The following is a 17,756-nucleotide window of genomic DNA, read 5'->3' as shown; positions in this document are numbered from 1 at the left end:
GCTTAGCTTTCATAATATAAAAAAACTCCTATACTTGATTATCTCGGATTATGCCCTAGAAATAAAGCGGTCCGGATTTTCAGTATACGAGCAGCTATTTCCTTAAAGGGGGTGGTGCTTATGGTGTAAAAACTATAAACTCACATTCTAGGAAAGGAGAAGCCCAAGTGTCCGTATCGGACGCTTTACAGCTCATGTTGATGTCTGGTACTTTTATAGTTACCTTATTAGCATTAGTTGTTGAGTTGATTAAAAACCAACAAAAAAAATAACCGCCTTAGCTCTGGCAAGCTAGCGGTTATTTTAATTTTATTATAACTATTGCCACCGTCTTAAACGTCTCTATGGGGAAGTCTTGTTCAAGCAAGGCTTCCTTTTCTTTTGTATTATATCATCAATTATTAATTTATGCTATATTGTTGGTTCGTCATGCTCTATTTTGGGTTGTTTAAGGGTAGGGGTGTTTTTTGCAAATGATTGTAGTTCGGATTGTGTTTGCTCACTGATATTTTGACGTACTTGTTTGAGTTGCTTTTCTGTTTGCTGACTATTCTTATCAGGCTCTTTTAGTTGATTTAATAGACTTTTGTACTGTTGAGATAGGGTAGGGTGCTCTGGATCGTTAGTCTTTAAAATAGACTGATTAGCGGAATGAGGGTTATTGTCATTACGTTCAATGTATTCATCTGCATAATAGCCATGTCCTAAGGCTTCTATAGCATTATTTGATTTTTCAATGTCCGCTACATCTTCCCACGTGGCAGTCTTTCTAAAATAATCAGCCTCTTTTTCTGATATATCTGAAAGGGTATAACTTTCTTGAATGGCGTATTGTAAATTGTTATTATAGAGTTTTTTAACAGCTTCTACTGGATTATCAGCTTTTACTACTAATTTTTCTTTAGCAATATCTTCAATTTTTTCAGTTATTTTGTTATCTTTTTCTTGTTGTAATCCAAGTTTTTCTGTTAATTCATTACTAAGGTCTACAACTTTATTACTTACTTTTTGAATTTCACTCAACGCTTCATGGATCACATCTTTATTTTGCGCCCACGTTGCAACATACCCTAATGAATATTCACTTGTATCAACGCCAATGTTTTGCATGGCTATATAAGCTACCGCTTCGGCTTGTGTCTCTTTGTACTCTCTGGGGCGGTTTCTAAACTCTGATGTTAAGCCATGCAACTGACTATGTGCATATTCATGATATAAGGTTTTAAGTTTTAATGCACTGTCTGGTTGACTTTCACCAATAACAATTTCATTAGTATCAGGTTGAAAATATCCTTTTACACCTTTTTGTGCGTCTAAATTCTGTTCGCTTACTTTCAGGTCGGTATTTTCGTTTAAATAATTCTTTAGCTCATTGTATAGATTGCTGACGTTTTTATGGTCTGATAAGTTTTCTTTTACAAAATCATTAACATTAGGAACGGGGGCGCCATGTGTCTGTTCTATATCAAAGACAGGTATATAACGATAGCCGACTATCGCTCTTTCTTCTGTCGTGTTAAGACGTTGCTGTTCTTCGGGGTTTAATTTTTTGATGATTGGGGCAGAAATTCTAATAGACTTTCCGCCCTTATTAACTGATCTATTAAAATCATTTTTCCATTGTTTAAAACCTGCTATTTGAGTAGCTTCTGGGTTTTGAGAGTAGATTAAATCAATATTTCTAGCGCTATAACGATGAAATTTTGCCACAGTATTAAGATAGTTTTTGAACTTGTCACTATCAGTTAAGTTCAAAATTTGCTGTTCTGCATTATCTACAAGTTGCTTCTTCCATTCTTCTGCTTCTTCTTTAGTTGGCATATTTAAACCTCCTCATCTTCAAAAACATCATTACTGGTATCAATATTCTTCAATTCAATAGGGGTAGTACCATATAGTGCAATATATCCGTCTAGTTTTTTTTGCCATGCTACATGATAATACGAGCCTATACCCGCAATCTCTTCAAAATATTTGTAATCTTGTTTATCATCTAAAATAGGTAATTCACTAGCTAATATTTCTAATTCGTTATTTGTCATAATTGCTCCTTTTCTTTTCAATAGAACCCGTTTTTTAGTGTTTCTTTTCTGGTTTTGAAAAGGAACACTAAATAATGGGTATACCAACTAAAACGTAGTGTAAGTCGGTAGGGGGTTATCCAAAGTCAAAACTAAGTTTGCCCTCTTTGATTGTTAATTTGGCGTCAAACTTTTTCCCTGTTTTTTTACTCTTAAACCCTTTTAACTTAGTAGTTGTGCCTTTGGTAATCAGGTCTTTAATTGCCGTTTTGCCCAGGGTTTTTTCACTCCATTTTTTTGGTAGTGAAAATGTGCATGGTTCAGGTGCTTTGTAGTTTGTGCAACCATAGAATTTGCCTTTATCTACTATCTTACCTGTCTTGCAAATAGGACAAAAACCTATTTGAGCGTCTAATTCTGCTTGTTGTTCAGTATCTTTCTGGCTCGCAACCTGTAATGTTAAACTATCACTTTGTTTCATTTGTGTTGGTACATCATGAATTATTTTTGATACAAACTTTTTAACTTGTTCTAAAAAGTTTTCCTGTGTTCGCTCCTTAGAACTTATCTGTTTTAGTGCTTTTTCCCATTTTGCTGTCATTTCAGGACTTGTAAGCAGTGGTTCAAGTTCTACGGCTTTACATAAGGTAATTCCTTGCTGACTAACATGTAATTTATTTTTTTCAGTTAGCAAGTAACCACGTTTTTTTAATACGTCTAGCACATTAGCTCTGGTGGCTTCTGTGCCAATACCCTCGTTATCTTTTAAAATTGATTGGGCTTCTTCGTCATCTAGAGTTTTTCCTGCGGTTTTCATTGCTGTAATGAGTGTACCCTCGGTAAATGGAACAGGGGGTTTTGTCATTTTTTGGTCTGGTGCTAGATTAGCATTAATGGATTGACCTACCTCAACAGGGGGTAGGGTCGTTTCTTCCTCCTGTTTTTCGGTCTTGCACTCGCTAAATAATATTTTCCAACCTTGATTTTTAGGGACGTTACCAGTTGCTTTAAATATGGCGTCGCCAACTGATGTTAAAATAACCGTTTCTTCATATTCGTATGGATCAGCAAACATTGCTAGGGTAGTTCTCAAAACAAGGTTATATATTCTTTGTTCCAATGCAGGGAACTTTGATAATTTTTCTTGTGTTGGAACTGTTTTCGTCATGATAATGGCGTGGTGTTCTTGTACTTTTTTGTCGTTGACACAACGCTTATTCGGTTCTTGATGATTTAAAGATACATCTTTAGATAAAAACCCTAGATACCCATTCAGATTTTCAACTAAGTAATTAAATTCCTGCTCTGTAATATAGTTACTATCAGTTCTAGGATAGGTAAGTAATTTTGCTTCATACAAATTTTGAACGGCTTGTAATGTATCACTGGCACTAGCGTGGTAACGCTTGTTTATCTCACTTTGTAAGCTAGATAATGAAAATAAGCGTGGACTGCTTGTTTTTTTCGTTTGTTTTTGAACATCTTTGATTAAACCGCTTTGTGAGCCTTTTTCTAGTCTTTTTTCACTCATGAATACTAGTAGACCTTTTTCATCTTTAAAGCGCTGATAGGGGTCTAATTTTGCGACAAATTTTTCCTGTTCTGCTAAAATTTCTGCTTTTAGTTCAAAATAAGGTTCTGGGTTAAAATTTTGAATAGCTAAGTCTCTTTGATACACCATATACAGAGTAGGTGTCTGTACTCTACCAATTGAATAGACACCATGCAATCCTGCTTCTTTTAATAACAAAGTGTACAGTGGACTGCCATTCATACCAACTAACCAATCACTGATCTGTCTGGTTTGGGCTTCTTGATAAGCAGGGTAGTAATCCCACCCATTTTTTAATTCTTGGAATCCTTTTAAAATAGCTTCTTTTTCTAAAGAATTGATCCATAGCCTTTTAATTTCTTTGCTTTTGAGATTTATTTTGGCTTGGGTCATAATCGACCATGCAATGTTTTCTCCCTCACGGTCACTATCCGTGGCAACAACTATCGTATCTGCTTTACTTAATAAGTCCTCTACGATTTTGAACTGTGCTTTCTTATCTGTTGGCACTGTGAACTTGTATTTTTCTGGGAAAATAGGTAAATTAGATAAAGCCCATTGTTTATATTTTGTGTCGTATTGTTCTGGTGTTGCTAATTCTACTAAATGCCCGAAACCATACGTTATAAATGTCTCATTGGGTAAAACAGGGTCACTAACTGCATAGTAACCCTGTTTTTTTGTGCTATTTTTAAATGCTTCAATATATGATCTAGCTTGACTAGGTTTTTCTGCTAATATAACTGTCGTCATGAGTATTCACACCTTTCTTTTATCTACTTCTCAACATCATAGCCATTGCACGCATACCACTTGTGGCGGTTGCCTTTCCTAATCCAGTTGACTGCCACATATCTTGCAAGATTGTTGGTGCTTTAATCACTAGGACACCGAAGCCGATTGTAAAGGCTAAGTACCCCCAACCTTTATCTAGTAAGCCAAAACTTGCTACCATAAGCGCCATTGCCATTGTTTGCGCAATTAACGTGAGATTGAGATATAAAAGTTTTTTCCACCACGTCGACGCATATTCAAAACTTTCAGTGGCTACTGATACGGCTACAATTGGAATTGAAATATTGAAAAAGGCTAGGTCTGCAAAGAAAATACCAATTTTAACAAAGAATACAACCAATACGACTAGGAAGAAACCTAAGATTAATAATGGTACGCCGTAGCCATATCCAGTACCATTACCAGTAGCGACTTTAACTGCATGATTAACCGTGTCCTCTGATAGTCCGCCTGCGTCTTTGAAAATATAAGTAACAAGCGGAATGGTAAAGGCTCTGATTAGAAAACCTTGAATAAAGACCATGAGTGGAATTGATATTGCTGATTTTACAGCGTCCATAATGATGTTAGCCCATGTGGCGTCCGTGCTATCATCAGCTTCTTTCATAATGGTTACAATAATTCGAGCTAGGACAACCACAAGCACTAAACTAGTCGCAAAACCTAAGAAAATACCGTAATAGACTGCAATTTCATTCATATTGGTATTAAGTAGTTTGACTGTGCCAGTTAAAATATTAATAATCCATTTTAAAGCGCCTTTGATAATACCCTCTAGGAAGCTATTTATTGCTTTAGAAATCATGTCACCCATTGCTAATCCTCCTTTCTTACTTTGGTATTAGCGTAACGTCTCCTGTGTCCTCTTTAGCAAGACTGTTGGTTGGTGTGAGTTTGTATTCATCTGAACTCTTTTTGATGTTAAATGTCCTCACTTCATTCGTACCTGAATTTTCATCTTGACTAGTAAAAGTAATTTGTTCTTTACCGTTTTTCTTACTAATCTTGTATCGGTACGTGTCGTTTAACCCCGCTTCTGATAAGGTTAGGCTTTTTTCAGAAAACTTAGCGGTCTGTGCTAGTCCGTCTCCTTTACTTGCCTTAAACGTCCATTCTTTAGCTTGTAGGGCTTGTTCCGTTGATTTGTGAACAACTGTAAACCCAATACCACATGCAATTAAGATTACAACTACTAACCCAATTAGATACTTCATTTGCTTTGTCATTTTACTTCCTCCTTAATAAAACACATCATCTTTAGTAAACACATCATCTTTAGTAAACGCATCATCTTTAGTTTCGTTGCTATCTTTTGAACTAGTAGCTTGATCTAATTCATCCTGTAAATCTTCTTCTTCTTCTTCGGACACATCATTTTTTGCATGACTTGCTTTTTTATCAGATAGTTCTTCCTGCCACTTGTCATTAAGTGCTTCAAATTTAGCTTGTTGGCTTAGCTCCATTTGACCTTGATAATCATTCTGTGCCAATTTTACAAGACTATCAGCGTTTGGAAATAGCTTAAATTGAAAGGCTTTGGTTGCTTTGACTGGACGTTGATTACTAAATATCAATAAGCTCTGTGTGTCTGGCATACGCATAATTTCATCTGCGGTCATCAGTGAACGGCTTGTATAACTATAACTGTCACTTTTACTTGTACTAGTCTCTTTGCTGTGACTGGTACTTTCACTACCTGTTTCAACTTTAACGGTTGATTTCCCTAGTAAATCACTGAAATATTTGGCGGTTACATCATTAGCAGCGTTCAAGCAAATTTTAACGGCATGGTTACCTAGAATACTTTCAGCCTTTTCTTTACCGTACAATGCTTGTAACTGCGTGAGTGTTTGGCAAATGGTTGTCACACCAATCCCATACCCTCGACACGTTGCTAAAAATTCTTCATATTTCGGAAACTTCCCTAAGTTGACAAATTCATCAAGAATAAAGTCTACTGGATTAGGTAATGTAGCGCCGTTGTCGGAAGCCAACTTATATAATTCATCAAAGAGTTGTGAGAAAAATAAGTTAATAAAACTCTCGTACGTATCGTCCATGACTGGAATAATCACATAGAGAACAATTTTCTTAGCACCAATATCTTTTAAATCAAAATCTGAACGACTGGTAAAGTTAGCAACTTCCTCATCTGTGAACTTGCTGACGGTGGCAAGTAAACTTGAAATGATACTAGCTTTCATTTCGCCTTTTGCTTTTTTAAAACCTAGTTCGTATGCTCTCCGTGCGGGGTGGTCGAATTTTAAATCTAAGAATACTTGATCCAGTGGGCTGTTATCTTCGTCCTTTTGGGCTTCTACATCAAACTCTTGTAGTATCTTAGTAACACCTGCCAAATTGCGTTCCGCTGGCTCACGTTCTTTTAAAACAAATAGGATTAATGCTTTTAACAACTGACGTTGGGTACTAAACCAAACGTCTTTTTTACCCTCTTTATTTTCAGATTGTACGATTTTTGTTGCGACATTTTCGGCTTGTATATCACGTTCAATATAATCAAAGGGGTTATAGCGGTCTGAATGGATCATATTTGAAAAATTAACGACATGCACTTGATAACCCTGTGCTAATTTAATACCTGCTGTTTTTTCGTAAAGCTCGCCTTTGGGGTCGGTAACTACGATACTATTTTCTGTTTCATTAAATAGATTAGTAATAACAACGGATTGTGTTTTATAAGACCCGGGACCACCTACAACAAAAATGTTTCGATTGGGCTTGGTACTATTATTTTGGTACACAATTTGCTTATCAACTACGCCTAGTATGGTGCCATTCATTTTTCTTCCCCCTTTTCTTGTAAGCTCTTGATTGTATCTGCATTTAAACTCTTATTAAAACTGTCACTTAGGTTTTTTGGTGTGATACTAAAATATTGTGAAAGTAGGTCTCTGATATTTCCCCACGTTGCACTACCGTGCGTATCGGTATCTGCTGTTTCCCACTCTTTACCCTTTTTGCTTCGCTTCAATGCAAAGTAAGCAAGGTACAAGATAATGACAACACTTAGAATAATAGTTAATGGGTTTTTCTGTGAGATATATAAAGAATAGTAATGTATGGGGTGTGTAGCTAATCCAGTGATAATGCTTGAAAAATGTTGTGGTAAATCAAGCTTATACTGTGATAGTGCCATAAATGATCCAGTGATTAGAACAACTAGATACAACCCTGCCAGTAATGCAATGAGATACGGTATAAGATGTTTTAAAAAATTTAATCCCTTATTTTCCATAATTTTTAATCCCCCAAAACCCGATTAATTTGATCTAGGTTTGTACCTGAATATTGTTTGTCGCCATTAATAAATGTTGGTACTGACGTTAGATTATATTTAGCAATATATTTTCGATTTTTTTGTTGATTCATATTGATAAAGACAACATTATTTTTTAAAGCACTCTTCCAATAAACCTGATGAAAAATTGATTGACAGTCGGAACAGTCGTCTCGGTAGAAAAACAAGGTCTTTTTGTTACTACTTGAAATAGTAACTGGCGTTTGTTTCTTTTCAACGTAGTTCACGTAGTCATGTCCTACAAAGGTTATTACACCACCCGCCACCACGGCTGAAACAATAATTTTAAACCATTTATTATTTAACATCTGAAGCTTTAAAACTGCTTCCTAGATTTTGCACGGCTGTAAGCTGATTGGTGGAAGTATCAAAGGTTAATTGGTACAAATCAGTTTCTTTTTTCCAGTCGTTATCGCCACTCTTGCTTTCAAAACTAACTACTGCTAATCCTTTCATGCTGTTACCCTGCTTAGCTTGGGTATAGATTGTTGCGTTATCTAGCTTAGAAGTCACACTATTAGCGTCTCCATAGTTGGTATTTTTAGGGAAGTATTGATTGTATAAATCAGTTGAGATTAGCCCTTTAATACTGTCTTTTCGGTTACTATATGTGTCTGGCTCGAACGTAAACATTGTTGTAAGAAACTTATTAGCTACATTGTTGAAATTCAACTCTGATTGGCTCTTATCTTTGTTATTTTGGTAAGTTTTGAAGTTATCAACCTGACTATTCAAAACATCATTTTCACGATTAGCTGTGGCTAGTTTTTTACTAACTTTTTGCTTATCCTTTTTAACTTGTGAAATCGTATTGTTAGCTTTACTAATCTTTGAATGTTGATAGATGTTTCCGTATAAAGAAACAAGTAAAGCGACACCAATAACAGATATAATCACTATTAAACCTCGTTTCATCTTCTCTCCTCCTTATTTTTTGACTGGACGTGCCAATACAACATCTCCACCGTCTAGCAAGATTGAGAATGATGCACCAAACTTACCCTCGTTTACGTGTCCTGATGTGTCGCCACCCTCTTGAATAATCTTAGTTCCTTTACCCTGCCATTTACCTAATAGAATTGCGGTGTGTCCGTTATTTCCTGCACCCGCACCCTGATTAACTATGACAATATCGCCTGCTTTGGCGTCATTTTCATTAATTTGTTTCAAGTATTGGTGTGATCCTTTAGCGTCACTTGCCATTGATCCAGTAAACCAACCCATATTAGCGGGTACTTTGTAGCCCGCTTTATTCAATGTCAGCCATATAAAGCCTGAACAATCAGTACCACCTGTTTTGCTAGGGTTTTTCAAATCACTTCCTAAGTCACTGCTAGGGTGGGATTGTACATAATAGAAATAACTTTTCATGCTTTCGGCTGTTTTAACAATGTCGCTTCCTGAATAACTAGTATCACTTGAACAACCTAGCTCATCAATTGACCCTTGACTAGCATTTGCTAGGGCACTACCTGAAATTGGGTCTGTGGTTCCAAATACAGAATACCAATGATCGGCATACGCATATCGTTGGCTTAGATACCATTGTTCTGGGTTTTTAGACATGCCCTCAAAGTCCATAAGCCATGCTTTTGTCGCTTTACGAACATCTGTATAAGTAAATATTTCTTTGTTTTTTGAGTAGTAACTTTCATTTAATTCTTGGTCTAAATAATCTAGCTGTACACCCAAATTAGTTGCCTCTTTACCCTCTTTTTTTGCTAGGGCTTCTAATTTATCTTTACGACCACCTAACCACTGGGCTAATCCTGTGGCTCCTGAACTAGAATTAACTGCACTTGGATTTAATCTACTTTCTAGTTCTAATACCCCTAAAATTCCCGCACTGGCTTGTGGTGTGGCATTATATTTTTGTTTCCAATGAGCATAAATATTTTTGGCGTTTTGCTCCATATCTTTACTTTCAAGATTAGTGACGGTTGTGGTCGTGTCACAACTATCTGTCTGCAATTTTCCAAATATTGAAGCAAATAGGATAATCATTAGTAGGACTGTACCTAGCGCTGTATAGATTATCCATTTATACTTTTTGGCTTTGTACTTTAATGATAGTGCCTGCAATCTAATCACCTACTTTTTTCTGTAATTGATCCACCTTCTTTTGCGCTGTGCTTTGGTCGCTTTTAGCATTTTCTAAATTAGATTTTGCTTCCTTGACTTTATCGCCTTTGCTTTTGTCCTTATCATCAATTTTGTTGGCGTCATCTAACTTCTTTTGGTTATCATCTACTGACTTGTTAGCTGACTTCAAGGTCATTAAGGCTTTTAAATAATCGCCCTTATCCTTGTTAATTGCCACTAATTTTGTTTGAGCTGTTGAAGCGTCCTGTGTGTCGTCATGGTCGTTAAATGCCTTACCCACGCGCAATAATACATCTCCATTTTGTTCAAAGGATAGCTGACCTGTTAAAGTATCAACATCATAGTTGATAATCGCCTTTTCAAGCTTTAACTGATCGTTTGTCTTAGAACTGGCACCACTTGGTGTCTGCCATTCCAAAATATCTTTAGTATCATCATTCTTATAAGCTTTTTTGACAATCTTTAACAATAAACTAGGGTCTGTGTTCAAAGCTTCTTGATATTTGTTTATATTAAGGTAGGTCATTGCTTTTTTGTTTTTGCTATATCCTGCCTTATCCATAGCTTTACCTGCTTCTTTCCACTCTTTATCATCAAGTGCTGTTTTAACGGCTGTGCTGTATTTTAACTTGGTAATTTGTTCCTGATGTTGATTTTCTAACGCTACATATTTTTTTTGGTCGTTCTTGTGAATTAATCCCATACCAACTATGGCAACGATAGCAATTGATCCAGCAGTAATCCATAATTTCTTTTTGGACTTTTGCTCTTTATTATCTACGTCTTGCCATTCACGATAAGAAACATAATCATCAATCCCTTTAATCGCAAGCTTCAATTCTTCTGTATCATTAGCATTAACAATTTGTTGCAATAATTCATCTTGATTTTTGGCTAGTGCTTCTTTAGGTTCACTCAATAGTCTTTCGTATGGTGTACCTGTCAAGCAATATAGAACTAACGCCTTATATTTTGACAAGCTATTAAATTTATCATCAAAGGGCATAAGTTCATTGGCACGGTATGCGTACCAAACATTAGTCATTGGATAATACCAAATATTAGCAGGATTAAGTGAGATATGATACTTTCCGTCACTCAACACGTCTTGTGTCATGATTTGCTTAGCTATGGCTGTTCTAATAGCTTTCTTTTCTGTTGGCAAATGCTTTAATGACTTTGCTTCTTTTGATAAACCATAAGTCAATACCACTTGGCTATCTTGTTCAACGATATTTTGCAAGTGTAGAAAATTAGGCTCTTGTGCTTTAACCTCATTTAATTCTGCTAGGCTATCATATCTAAATTGAGATTGGTCGATTTTAAGCGTGAGTTTATCATTCACTCTCTTAAATGTACCAACTTCAATATTTAGCAATTCAAGGTCTTTTTTACTCACTATCTACACCCCCTTTTTCTTCGGTCGTGGTTAGTAATTCAATTTCACTTGGTGTTAGGACAACTCTTTTTTGATAATCTGGTTGTTCTGGTGTCTCACGATTGTATCTTTCTTGGTAGGCTTCTGGGTCGATTAGTCGTAATTCTTCTTCGGTTAATTCAACATTCATAAAAGCGCGTTGACTACCATAAATCATGAGTGCGTCTCCTTGACGCCTACGTTCAAGTAGTTTCTTTTCTTTTTCTGAAAAGGTCATACGTAATTTTGTAATGACGTCATCTACACCCTTACCGTCTAATCCAAAGAACACTTTTGTAAAACTGTTACCAATAATCGCTTCCCCAATATTCTGTCCGCTATCTGTTGTTCCCTCAATAACATCTTGAATTTGTTGAGTTCCCGCTATGGCTCCTGCATTATATTTTCTGAAACGCTTATAAGCTTGGTGGAAAAATGTTGACGCTGACTTGTGTAGGGTCAAAAAGTGAAATTCATCAACAAACAATTTCTTACGCTTATGACGGTCTTTGGTAATTTCGTCCCATAAATACTGGAATGTTGTTAAGTAAGCCCCTGCCTGTACTTCCTGTTCACTCTGCAATGGCTTTAAATCAAATGAGACAATCTTAGCGTTCAAATTAACGTTGGTATATCCGTCAAACAAAGTATTTGAGCCGTGAGTGTAACTTCCTAGAATGTAGTAAAAGTCTTTTACACGTTCAAACTTATCTGGGTATTTCTCAGCAAGCTTTGCCATTTCGTCATAAACGTTAGTTAGGGTTGGCCATTGATCATTTTTGATTTGGCTAAGCCGTTCATATTTTAAAATGCCACTGTTAATATAAGCTTGCTTAACTACGTTATCCATAACCGCTTTTTCAACTTGGCTCATATCATCTTTCAGGACTTCAAAGAAACCTTTCAGACGTTGAATTTTATCTTTTACCAATTCATCAAGATTTGTCACGGCTTCATCAGCACTTAAAATCTCTTCGGAAAAGATTTGCATGGGATTAATTTTGCTTTTTGCGTTTGATGTTAAGTGAAGCACTGCCCCACCTAACAGCTCAACAATTTTTGTATATTCATTTTCTGGGTCAATAATGTAAATTTGATAATCTTGAATAGCATAACGCAATATTTTTTGGATCATATACGTTGTTTTACCAACGCCACTAGTTCCAATAACAACCATGTTTTGGTTCAATGTCTTATTTCTATCCAACATATCAATTGCAATAATCGAATTTGTATCTTTGTTAACACCCTCAATATCACTACGTGGTTTTAAATCAGTTATTTCTGCGTCATCAAATGGAAACATTGAACTAGCAACTTCTGTATTACTTTCCTTATACGTATAATCGCCTAATAGATTTTCGTTGATTGGCATAGTAGACCAAAAACTTTGAAAGGTAGCTTTTACTGGTACGAGTGGCTTCATTTGAAGCTTAATCAACGTATTTTTTACATTATCTGTTAAATCTTCCAACTCTGTTAAACTGTTAGCTCTTAAATAAACTAGCATGTGTTGGTACACAAACGTGGTAGAATTATCTAAGTATTTATCTAACTGCATATTTGCACTATCAATGTAATTTTTTAGCACTTTTTGCTTATAAGGGTCAAACGTATTTAAAAGCTGTGCTTCCTTGTTTTGAATAGTTTTCTTGTAGTAGGTAATCATTGAATTATTACTGGCGCTGTCGATATATTGCACTATATCAATGGCGCCTTTTTTGCGCTTTAATTCTGATAACCAGTTACCATAGACACGCTTAGGATAATCAGCAATAGCGATTACTCGCATAAAGTTTTCGCCTGATTGTACATAAGTGGGGTATTGTTCCCAACTAAATGGAAATAGTGAATGTAGACTATCACGGTCGATTAAGTCCATGAAATTATCTTTATCCATATTTCTGGGATCAATGACTTCTGCTTCTTTTTTCTCTGTTTTTCCCTTTGCAGGTGGCATAAACAGATTGATTAAATGTTCTCCAAAACTCATATTTACACCCGCCTATCCTTTAAAGTTAATTAAGTTCTTCAATATTTCTTGTACTTCTTGACTAGATAAGACTTTTGCCGTTAAGTCAAAATCGGTTAAAGCATTTTCTAAATCACGTTTAACCTGATTAATTTTTTCATCAAGGTTATGGACTGCTAAATCTAGACTTTCCATTGTTTTGTCTTTAATTGGTACTTTAACAATTAAAAGGTGCTGTTTAGTTGTCATGTTCTTTGAATTTTGTACGGTTGTAAAGTGATCCAAATAACTAGCTATCAGCTGAATTTTAAATTCTTCTTCGGGGTGGTTATTTTTTAAATCAAGATATTTACGCTTTAATCCATTCAACCATTCTGTCATATTGACTGGTATTGTTGGCTCTATGAACTGCAAGCTATCATCTACACCCTCGCCCAACGTACTCATTAGAAACGCCCCATAATCGCTAAACACGTCCTGCTGTTCATTATCATTTAGTAGGTCAAGATTGATACCGCTAACTTCTAAGATACCAACCAGATTACCTGTTTTAGTTACTTCGTAATTCTCATACATTCCTGCAACTAAACTCATATCATCAATTGTTTGTTTACCACCATTTATTTTTGGCGGTTGATAATCCCACTCTAATTTAGATTTTTTAGCCTTAGTATTTTTCAATTTCATTAGGTTCATCTCTTTTCTTTGGCTTTAAATAGTAGAGCTTTTGACTATGAGTATATTTTTGCTTAAGCCTCAAATTATCACGTACTTTGATATTCTTGCGTGAAGCAATTGGTCTTACTGTTAAAATAGCCATGACCACCGTCATGGCTAATACAACAATTACAATTTTTACTAATACAAGAATAAAACCATAAGGGGGTATTGCAATAAAAATTAACCCAATTAATTGTGTTAAAATACCATAGCCAAAATCTTTTAAGGTGTAATCTTTCCAAATACCATAATCTTTATCAACGTTTTCTGGAAAAATAAATTCTTTACCTTTTTTCATTTGGCAAGCTCCTTTTCATATAGTCTTTCTTATCAAGTAAATAGACTGTATACCCATGGTAATATCCAAACAATGGCGGCTGCTAATGCCACAAGACCTGCCACTCGTCCGACTGCTTTATAGACTTCTGATTTTTCTCGTGGATCATCTGCGTCTGGTAGTCGCTTAATAATAATAAATAATGCCACACAGACACCAACTAACACGACAATACCTGTCAAAATTCCTTTAATCGTATTAGCAGCATTCGTGATTTTGCTCTGCACTTCGCCACCGTCTGCAGCTAATACGATTTGAGCATTCGTAAGCATTAAGTATCCCGCTGTACTAACAGAAGCTAAAATACTTGTGATTTTACTTTTGTTCAATATTTTCATTGAGTGTTACTCCTTTCCATTTGTATCAGTATCTTCATCTGGCAATTTAATACTGTTACTTTGTTGCTGAACTTGTTCTTGCTGTCGTGAGTAGAACTTGTTTAGTTCCTCTTTTGCAATTTGCTGACTTGGTAATTCAGAAGTAGCTAGTTTTAATTCTCCCTTGTTGCTTTGGCCTAAGTAATATTTTTTCTCATTACTTAATCCTAAGTCTTGGGTTTCAATGATTTGTAGGTTGTTTTCATACCTAGCTAGCGCATTATCAACTTCCAAACCGTAAAAACCTAGAAAACCCTCTAGAAAACTTTCGCCAAAAAAAGTCAATTCATTTTTGATTTGCTTATACTGCCTTGTCGGTTTGTTACTTTCCAACTTTTCAGTCTTTTTAGCATTATCACTATCGTATTTACGATTAAACCAACTACTTAATTTCAAGGGATCAGTTTTAATATTTTTCTTAATAGAATTTTTTAGTAACTGATGCCTGACTTCTTTTATTGGTTGTCCTTTTTCAGCTAGTTGCTTTGAAAGTTTTTCAGTGTCTTTAATATCGTCTGTTTCATCAACAATAATGGCTTTATCATCTTCATAGACTAGACTTCCTTTAATTCCTTGCCAGCTCTCCTTTTTCATTCTGTCACCCCCTTTAAATTTAAGTTATTTGTGGGCTATGGCGTTAGTAAATGACCTAGACGTCCCCTTGCCCACCCTGTAAAATGGATATTAAGGGCTTTACCTAATACTCGCAATATTAGGTATTTATCCTCATTAGCACTGCTATTGCTGACGAGGACGCCCGCTTTTTTTGTGTTTTCTTTAATCCATTCTATGCCTTGTTCAGAAATCATCTTGCTGTTTCCTGACTCCATTAACATACTGCTTGGGAAGTCGTCTTTATGTCTACGCAACCACAAACTAACATAAGTTCTGCCATAACCTAGTTTCTCACTGGCTTTTGTAAGACTGTACCACTCCTGATTTTCTGCCACACACGGTTTCTCCTTTCCTAATTTATAAAACCATTATACCACTAATTGAACACAATGTGTTCAATTAACTATTACATTTGTCTACCGTGCTTCTCGTGCTGTCTCTTCTTCTTCTCCATTTCCCATTCTGTTTCTTTCAAGCCTTTCTTTCTACGTGCTTCATCAATATACAGTAATTTCATAATGACACTACTAAATACATTATTTAGATACTCAGCTGGTGTTGTTTCACGATAATTGACACTTTGATAATCACTAATATTGGCTTTACGATAATCCTCATACGCACCATTATTTTGTGTCATTACTTGCTTGACCTGTTCTATTTGTTCCTTAGTAATGTTAGGGTCTTGACTGCTTTCTCCTATAAATAACTGTTTAGTTCCCTCATTAGCTAATACTCTGACTAGATTGGGGTTTTTAATATCATTAACCTTTATCTTACCGCTTAAATACACAAGCCCCTGTTGATGTTCTCTCGTATTAAATTTAACTGGTGGATTATCTTTTAATTCATCAAATTCTTGTTTTGATAATTGTTTCAATTCAGGATTAAAGTAGACAATTGCCGTGTAAATCTTTTCTCGATCAACCATTTTCACATTATCAATATCCATATCAGGGAACGTCCTTTTTAATACACCTGAATATTGAATTTCAACAATATTTTTAATTTCATTTGTAGCTTGTAAATCTTTAATTCCACGTTTCAAAATATCTTGTTCTTCATCATTAAAGTTTCGTAAAATACTACCTTTGGAACGGTGTATATCAGCAAACTTATATCCTTTTTGAGCTAAGATTTCTGTCATATAGTCTTTAGTGCGTTCTTCCTGATTTTCTAACACTAACCAACTAACATAAGGTCGCTTAGTAAATGATAGTATTTCTTTATTCAAAATATCCGTTCGTATCATAGCTAAACGATCTTTTAATTCTTTCCCTGAAAAAATTGTTTTTTCGCTATCTGTTTCTTTAATTAATTTTCTTCTTTCAGCAACCGTTGTTTGTTCAATATCAACATCTGGATAGATACTCTTAATTGTTCTATCAACAACTTTATCAAGTAAATCATTCGCCTTTTCTAATGATTGTTCTTGCTGATTGATAGTGAACATTTGTTTAGATATATCTTCCCCAACTGCTTGTTTAATTAATAGACTATTTTTCCAATTAAACAGCATACGTTTTTTGTCGTCTAAATTTTCTAAGCTAACAAATGTTTGTAAATCCTTACTTAGTTGTGAAACAGAACGCTTTTCACTAAACGATAAGTGTTTTTGTAATGTTTGAATTCTGCGCTCGTTATGAATTTTTTCATCAACGTTTTTTAGCTGTGCTTTGTGCTTTCTATTTTCCAAAGCTAGTTGATTAAATTTTTCTCTTTCAGGTCGCTGTCCGTTTACACCAACATGTTGCGTTGCTACTCCGTCAATACCTTGTTCATCTAATGTTTTTTCACTAATTCGATCTGGCATATTTTTTTGTTCAAAAACTCTATTTACTGACTTAGCCCACTCCTTACGCCATTGCTCGACTTTTCCTTTTTTATCCCAATCAACTAGCCATATTTTTCTGTTTCTGATATTACCAGCTGGTGTCTTTGTTTTGTTACCGTTTTTGTCTAAAATGTATTCAGTTTTTGTCTTTTGTCCCCACGTTCCGTCTGCGTTAAAAGGACGATTAGTTAGCATAACATGTGCATGTGGATTTTCTGTGTGGTCTCTATGAATTGCAATGTCTGCAACCATACCCTCATTAACAAATGTATTTTGAACATACTCTAACAGTAATACTTTTTGTTCATCTGTACTTAATTCTACTGGTAAAGCAACATTAAATTCTTTTGCATATCTTGAATTAGATTTTCTATCTACTGCTTCAACTTCGTTCCAAAGCCTTTCCCTATTACTAACCCATTCTGGTGCATTTTCTGGTGCTAATATGTATGTTTCTGGCATTACATCTCGTGAATAAAAGTAGTTTTTCCCCTCCATATCACTATGTAGTTTCTCGCCACTTCGATAGCTAGAACTTGCAATAGCACTTCTTCCCTTTCCTGCACTTATGTTGCTAAAATTCATGTGGAATATTGCCATGTCGTTCACTACCTTTTTTTTTAATTTATGGTTTTGAATTTGTTGTTGCCAAAGGCAACTTCTGATACAGGTTTTAATGGTTTTAGCACAACGT

Annotated in this window: 18 protein-coding genes and 1 pseudogene; 1 reads left to right on the top strand and 18 read right to left on the bottom strand. The window is 35.4% G+C overall.

Annotated elements, in window-relative coordinates; genetic code table 11:
• The first annotated feature begins 167 nt into the window (after positions 1 to 167).
• A complete protein-coding gene (locus tag HNQ98_RS09330) occupies positions 168 to 272 on the top strand; it encodes a putative holin-like toxin (protein ID WP_015007090.1) in 105 nt (34 codons plus the stop codon).
• A 673-nt stretch (positions 273 to 945) separates the two neighbouring features.
• On the opposite strand, the pseudogene HNQ98_RS09325 reads toward HNQ98_RS09330, so the two are convergent.
• The 18 genes and pseudogenes from HNQ98_RS09325 to mobQ form a co-directional block, all read right to left on the bottom strand.
• Positions 946 to 1,821: pseudogene (locus HNQ98_RS09325) on the bottom strand (ArdC-like ssDNA-binding domain-containing protein); the annotation flags it as partial.
• Positions 1,822 to 1,823: 2 nt separating this feature from the next.
• A complete protein-coding gene (locus HNQ98_RS08840; protein ID WP_015007092.1) occupies positions 1,824 to 2,042 on the bottom strand; it encodes a hypothetical protein in 219 nt (72 codons plus the stop codon).
• Between the two features lie 115 nt (positions 2,043 to 2,157).
• Positions 2,158 to 4,326: a type IA DNA topoisomerase gene (locus HNQ98_RS08835; protein ID WP_184285056.1), complete on the bottom strand. Its 2,169-nt coding sequence runs from the start codon at positions 4,324 to 4,326 to the stop codon at positions 2,158 to 2,160.
• A 19-nt stretch (positions 4,327 to 4,345) separates the two neighbouring features.
• Positions 4,346 to 5,182: a conjugal transfer protein TrbL family protein gene (locus tag HNQ98_RS08830; protein WP_015007094.1), complete on the bottom strand. Its 837-nt coding sequence runs from the start codon at positions 5,180 to 5,182 to the stop codon at positions 4,346 to 4,348.
• A gap of 16 nt (positions 5,183 to 5,198) precedes the next feature.
• The gene (locus HNQ98_RS08825) at positions 5,199 to 5,594 is read right to left on the bottom strand and encodes a hypothetical protein (RefSeq protein ID WP_019040596.1); all 396 of its coding nucleotides are present in this window, start codon (positions 5,592 to 5,594) and stop codon (positions 5,199 to 5,201) included.
• Positions 5,595 to 5,606: 12 nt separating this feature from the next.
• Complete coding sequence (locus HNQ98_RS08820; RefSeq protein WP_019040597.1) at positions 5,607 to 7,169, bottom strand: VirD4-like conjugal transfer protein, CD1115 family; 1,563 nt, start codon at positions 7,167 to 7,169, stop codon at positions 5,607 to 5,609.
• Positions 7,166 to 7,624, bottom strand: coding sequence for a conjugal transfer protein (locus HNQ98_RS08815; protein WP_184285055.1), 459 nt, complete (start codon positions 7,622 to 7,624; stop codon positions 7,166 to 7,168). Before HNQ98_RS08815 ends, HNQ98_RS08820 begins: the two co-directional genes overlap by 4 nt.
• 5 nt (positions 7,625 to 7,629) lie before the next feature.
• Positions 7,630 to 7,995, bottom strand: coding sequence for a thioredoxin family protein (locus HNQ98_RS08810; protein WP_019040598.1), 366 nt, complete (start codon positions 7,993 to 7,995; stop codon positions 7,630 to 7,632).
• Positions 7,985 to 8,602: a hypothetical protein gene (locus tag HNQ98_RS08805; protein ID WP_019040599.1), complete on the bottom strand. Its 618-nt coding sequence runs from the start codon at positions 8,600 to 8,602 to the stop codon at positions 7,985 to 7,987. The genes HNQ98_RS08810 and HNQ98_RS08805 overlap by 11 nt, the downstream gene beginning before the upstream one ends.
• 12 nt (positions 8,603 to 8,614) lie before the next feature.
• Positions 8,615 to 9,769, bottom strand: coding sequence for a phage tail tip lysozyme (locus HNQ98_RS08800; protein ID WP_184285054.1), 1,155 nt, complete (start codon positions 9,767 to 9,769; stop codon positions 8,615 to 8,617).
• A gap of 1 nt (position 9,770) precedes the next feature.
• Entirely contained in the window at positions 9,771 to 11,189 is a 1,419-nt protein-coding gene (locus tag HNQ98_RS08795) for a conjugal transfer protein (RefSeq protein ID WP_184285053.1), read from the bottom strand.
• Positions 11,182 to 13,107, bottom strand: a complete 1,926-nt coding sequence (locus tag HNQ98_RS08790; protein ID WP_376698404.1) for a VirB4 family type IV secretion system protein — start codon at positions 13,105 to 13,107, stop codon at positions 11,182 to 11,184. Before HNQ98_RS08790 ends, HNQ98_RS08795 begins: the two co-directional genes overlap by 8 nt.
• A 105-nt stretch (positions 13,108 to 13,212) precedes the next feature.
• Complete coding sequence (trsD, locus tag HNQ98_RS08785; protein ID WP_019040600.1) at positions 13,213 to 13,866, bottom strand: TrsD/TraD family conjugative transfer protein; 654 nt, start codon at positions 13,864 to 13,866, stop codon at positions 13,213 to 13,215.
• On the bottom strand, positions 13,847 to 14,197 hold the full coding sequence (locus HNQ98_RS08780; protein ID WP_019040601.1) for a hypothetical protein: 351 nt from the start codon (positions 14,195 to 14,197) through the stop codon (positions 13,847 to 13,849). The genes trsD and HNQ98_RS08780 overlap by 20 nt, the downstream gene beginning before the upstream one ends.
• Positions 14,198 to 14,229: 32 nt before the next feature.
• Positions 14,230 to 14,574 carry a CagC family type IV secretion system protein gene (locus tag HNQ98_RS08775; protein ID WP_015007068.1) on the bottom strand — a complete coding sequence of 115 codons (345 nt, stop codon included), beginning with the start codon at positions 14,572 to 14,574 and terminating at the stop codon, positions 14,230 to 14,232.
• A 6-nt stretch (positions 14,575 to 14,580) separates the two neighbouring features.
• Positions 14,581 to 15,207 carry a hypothetical protein gene (locus tag HNQ98_RS08770; RefSeq protein WP_019040602.1) on the bottom strand — a complete coding sequence of 209 codons (627 nt, stop codon included), beginning with the start codon at positions 15,205 to 15,207 and terminating at the stop codon, positions 14,581 to 14,583.
• A 35-nt stretch (positions 15,208 to 15,242) separates the two neighbouring features.
• On the bottom strand, positions 15,243 to 15,563 hold the full coding sequence (locus HNQ98_RS08765) for a hypothetical protein (protein ID WP_019040603.1): 321 nt from the start codon (positions 15,561 to 15,563) through the stop codon (positions 15,243 to 15,245).
• 71 nt (positions 15,564 to 15,634) lie between these two features.
• Positions 15,635 to 17,662: a MobQ family relaxase gene (gene mobQ / locus HNQ98_RS08760; RefSeq protein WP_184285051.1), complete on the bottom strand. Its 2,028-nt coding sequence runs from the start codon at positions 17,660 to 17,662 to the stop codon at positions 15,635 to 15,637.
• Between the last annotated feature and the right edge of the window lie 94 nt (positions 17,663 to 17,756).

It is taken from the genome of Leuconostoc carnosum (assembly GCF_014207505.1).
GTDB lineage: Bacteria > Bacillota > Bacilli > Lactobacillales > Lactobacillaceae > Leuconostoc > Leuconostoc carnosum.
Note: the sequence above shows the minus strand (reverse complement) of the source record. Positions and strands in the feature narration are given on the sequence as shown.

Excerpts from the sequence above, each read along its gene's own strand:
- HNQ98_RS08805 (WP_019040599.1), bottom strand. The coding sequence starts at position 8,602 with ATGAAACGAGGTTTAATAGTGATTATATCTGTTATTGGTGTCGCTTTA.
- mobQ (WP_184285051.1), bottom strand. The coding sequence starts at position 17,662 with ATGGCAATATTCCACATGAATTTTAGCAACATAAGTGCAGGAAAGGGA.
- trsD (WP_019040600.1), bottom strand. The coding sequence starts at position 13,866 with ATGAAATTGAAAAATACTAAGGCTAAAAAATCTAAATTAGAGTGGGAT.
- HNQ98_RS08790 (WP_376698404.1), bottom strand. The coding sequence starts at position 13,107 with ATGGATAAAGATAATTTCATGGACTTAATCGACCGTGATAGTCTACAT.
- HNQ98_RS08835 (WP_184285056.1), bottom strand. The coding sequence starts at position 4,326 with ATGACGACAGTTATATTAGCAGAAAAACCTAGTCAAGCTAGATCATAT.
- HNQ98_RS08770 (WP_019040602.1), bottom strand. The coding sequence starts at position 15,207 with ATGAAAAAGGAGAGCTGGCAAGGAATTAAAGGAAGTCTAGTCTATGAA.
- HNQ98_RS08825 (WP_019040596.1), bottom strand. The coding sequence starts at position 5,594 with ATGACAAAGCAAATGAAGTATCTAATTGGGTTAGTAGTTGTAATCTTA.
- HNQ98_RS08820 (WP_019040597.1), bottom strand. The coding sequence starts at position 7,169 with ATGAATGGCACCATACTAGGCGTAGTTGATAAGCAAATTGTGTACCAA.
- HNQ98_RS08840 (WP_015007092.1), bottom strand. The coding sequence starts at position 2,042 with ATGACAAATAACGAATTAGAAATATTAGCTAGTGAATTACCTATTTTA.
- HNQ98_RS08815 (WP_184285055.1), bottom strand. The coding sequence starts at position 7,624 with ATGGAAAATAAGGGATTAAATTTTTTAAAACATCTTATACCGTATCTC.
- HNQ98_RS08780 (WP_019040601.1), bottom strand. The coding sequence starts at position 14,197 with ATGAAAAAAGGTAAAGAATTTATTTTTCCAGAAAACGTTGATAAAGAT.
- HNQ98_RS08830 (WP_015007094.1), bottom strand. The coding sequence starts at position 5,182 with ATGGGTGACATGATTTCTAAAGCAATAAATAGCTTCCTAGAGGGTATT.
- HNQ98_RS08810 (WP_019040598.1), bottom strand. The coding sequence starts at position 7,995 with ATGTTAAATAATAAATGGTTTAAAATTATTGTTTCAGCCGTGGTGGCG.
- HNQ98_RS08775 (WP_015007068.1), bottom strand. The coding sequence starts at position 14,574 with ATGAAAATATTGAACAAAAGTAAAATCACAAGTATTTTAGCTTCTGTT.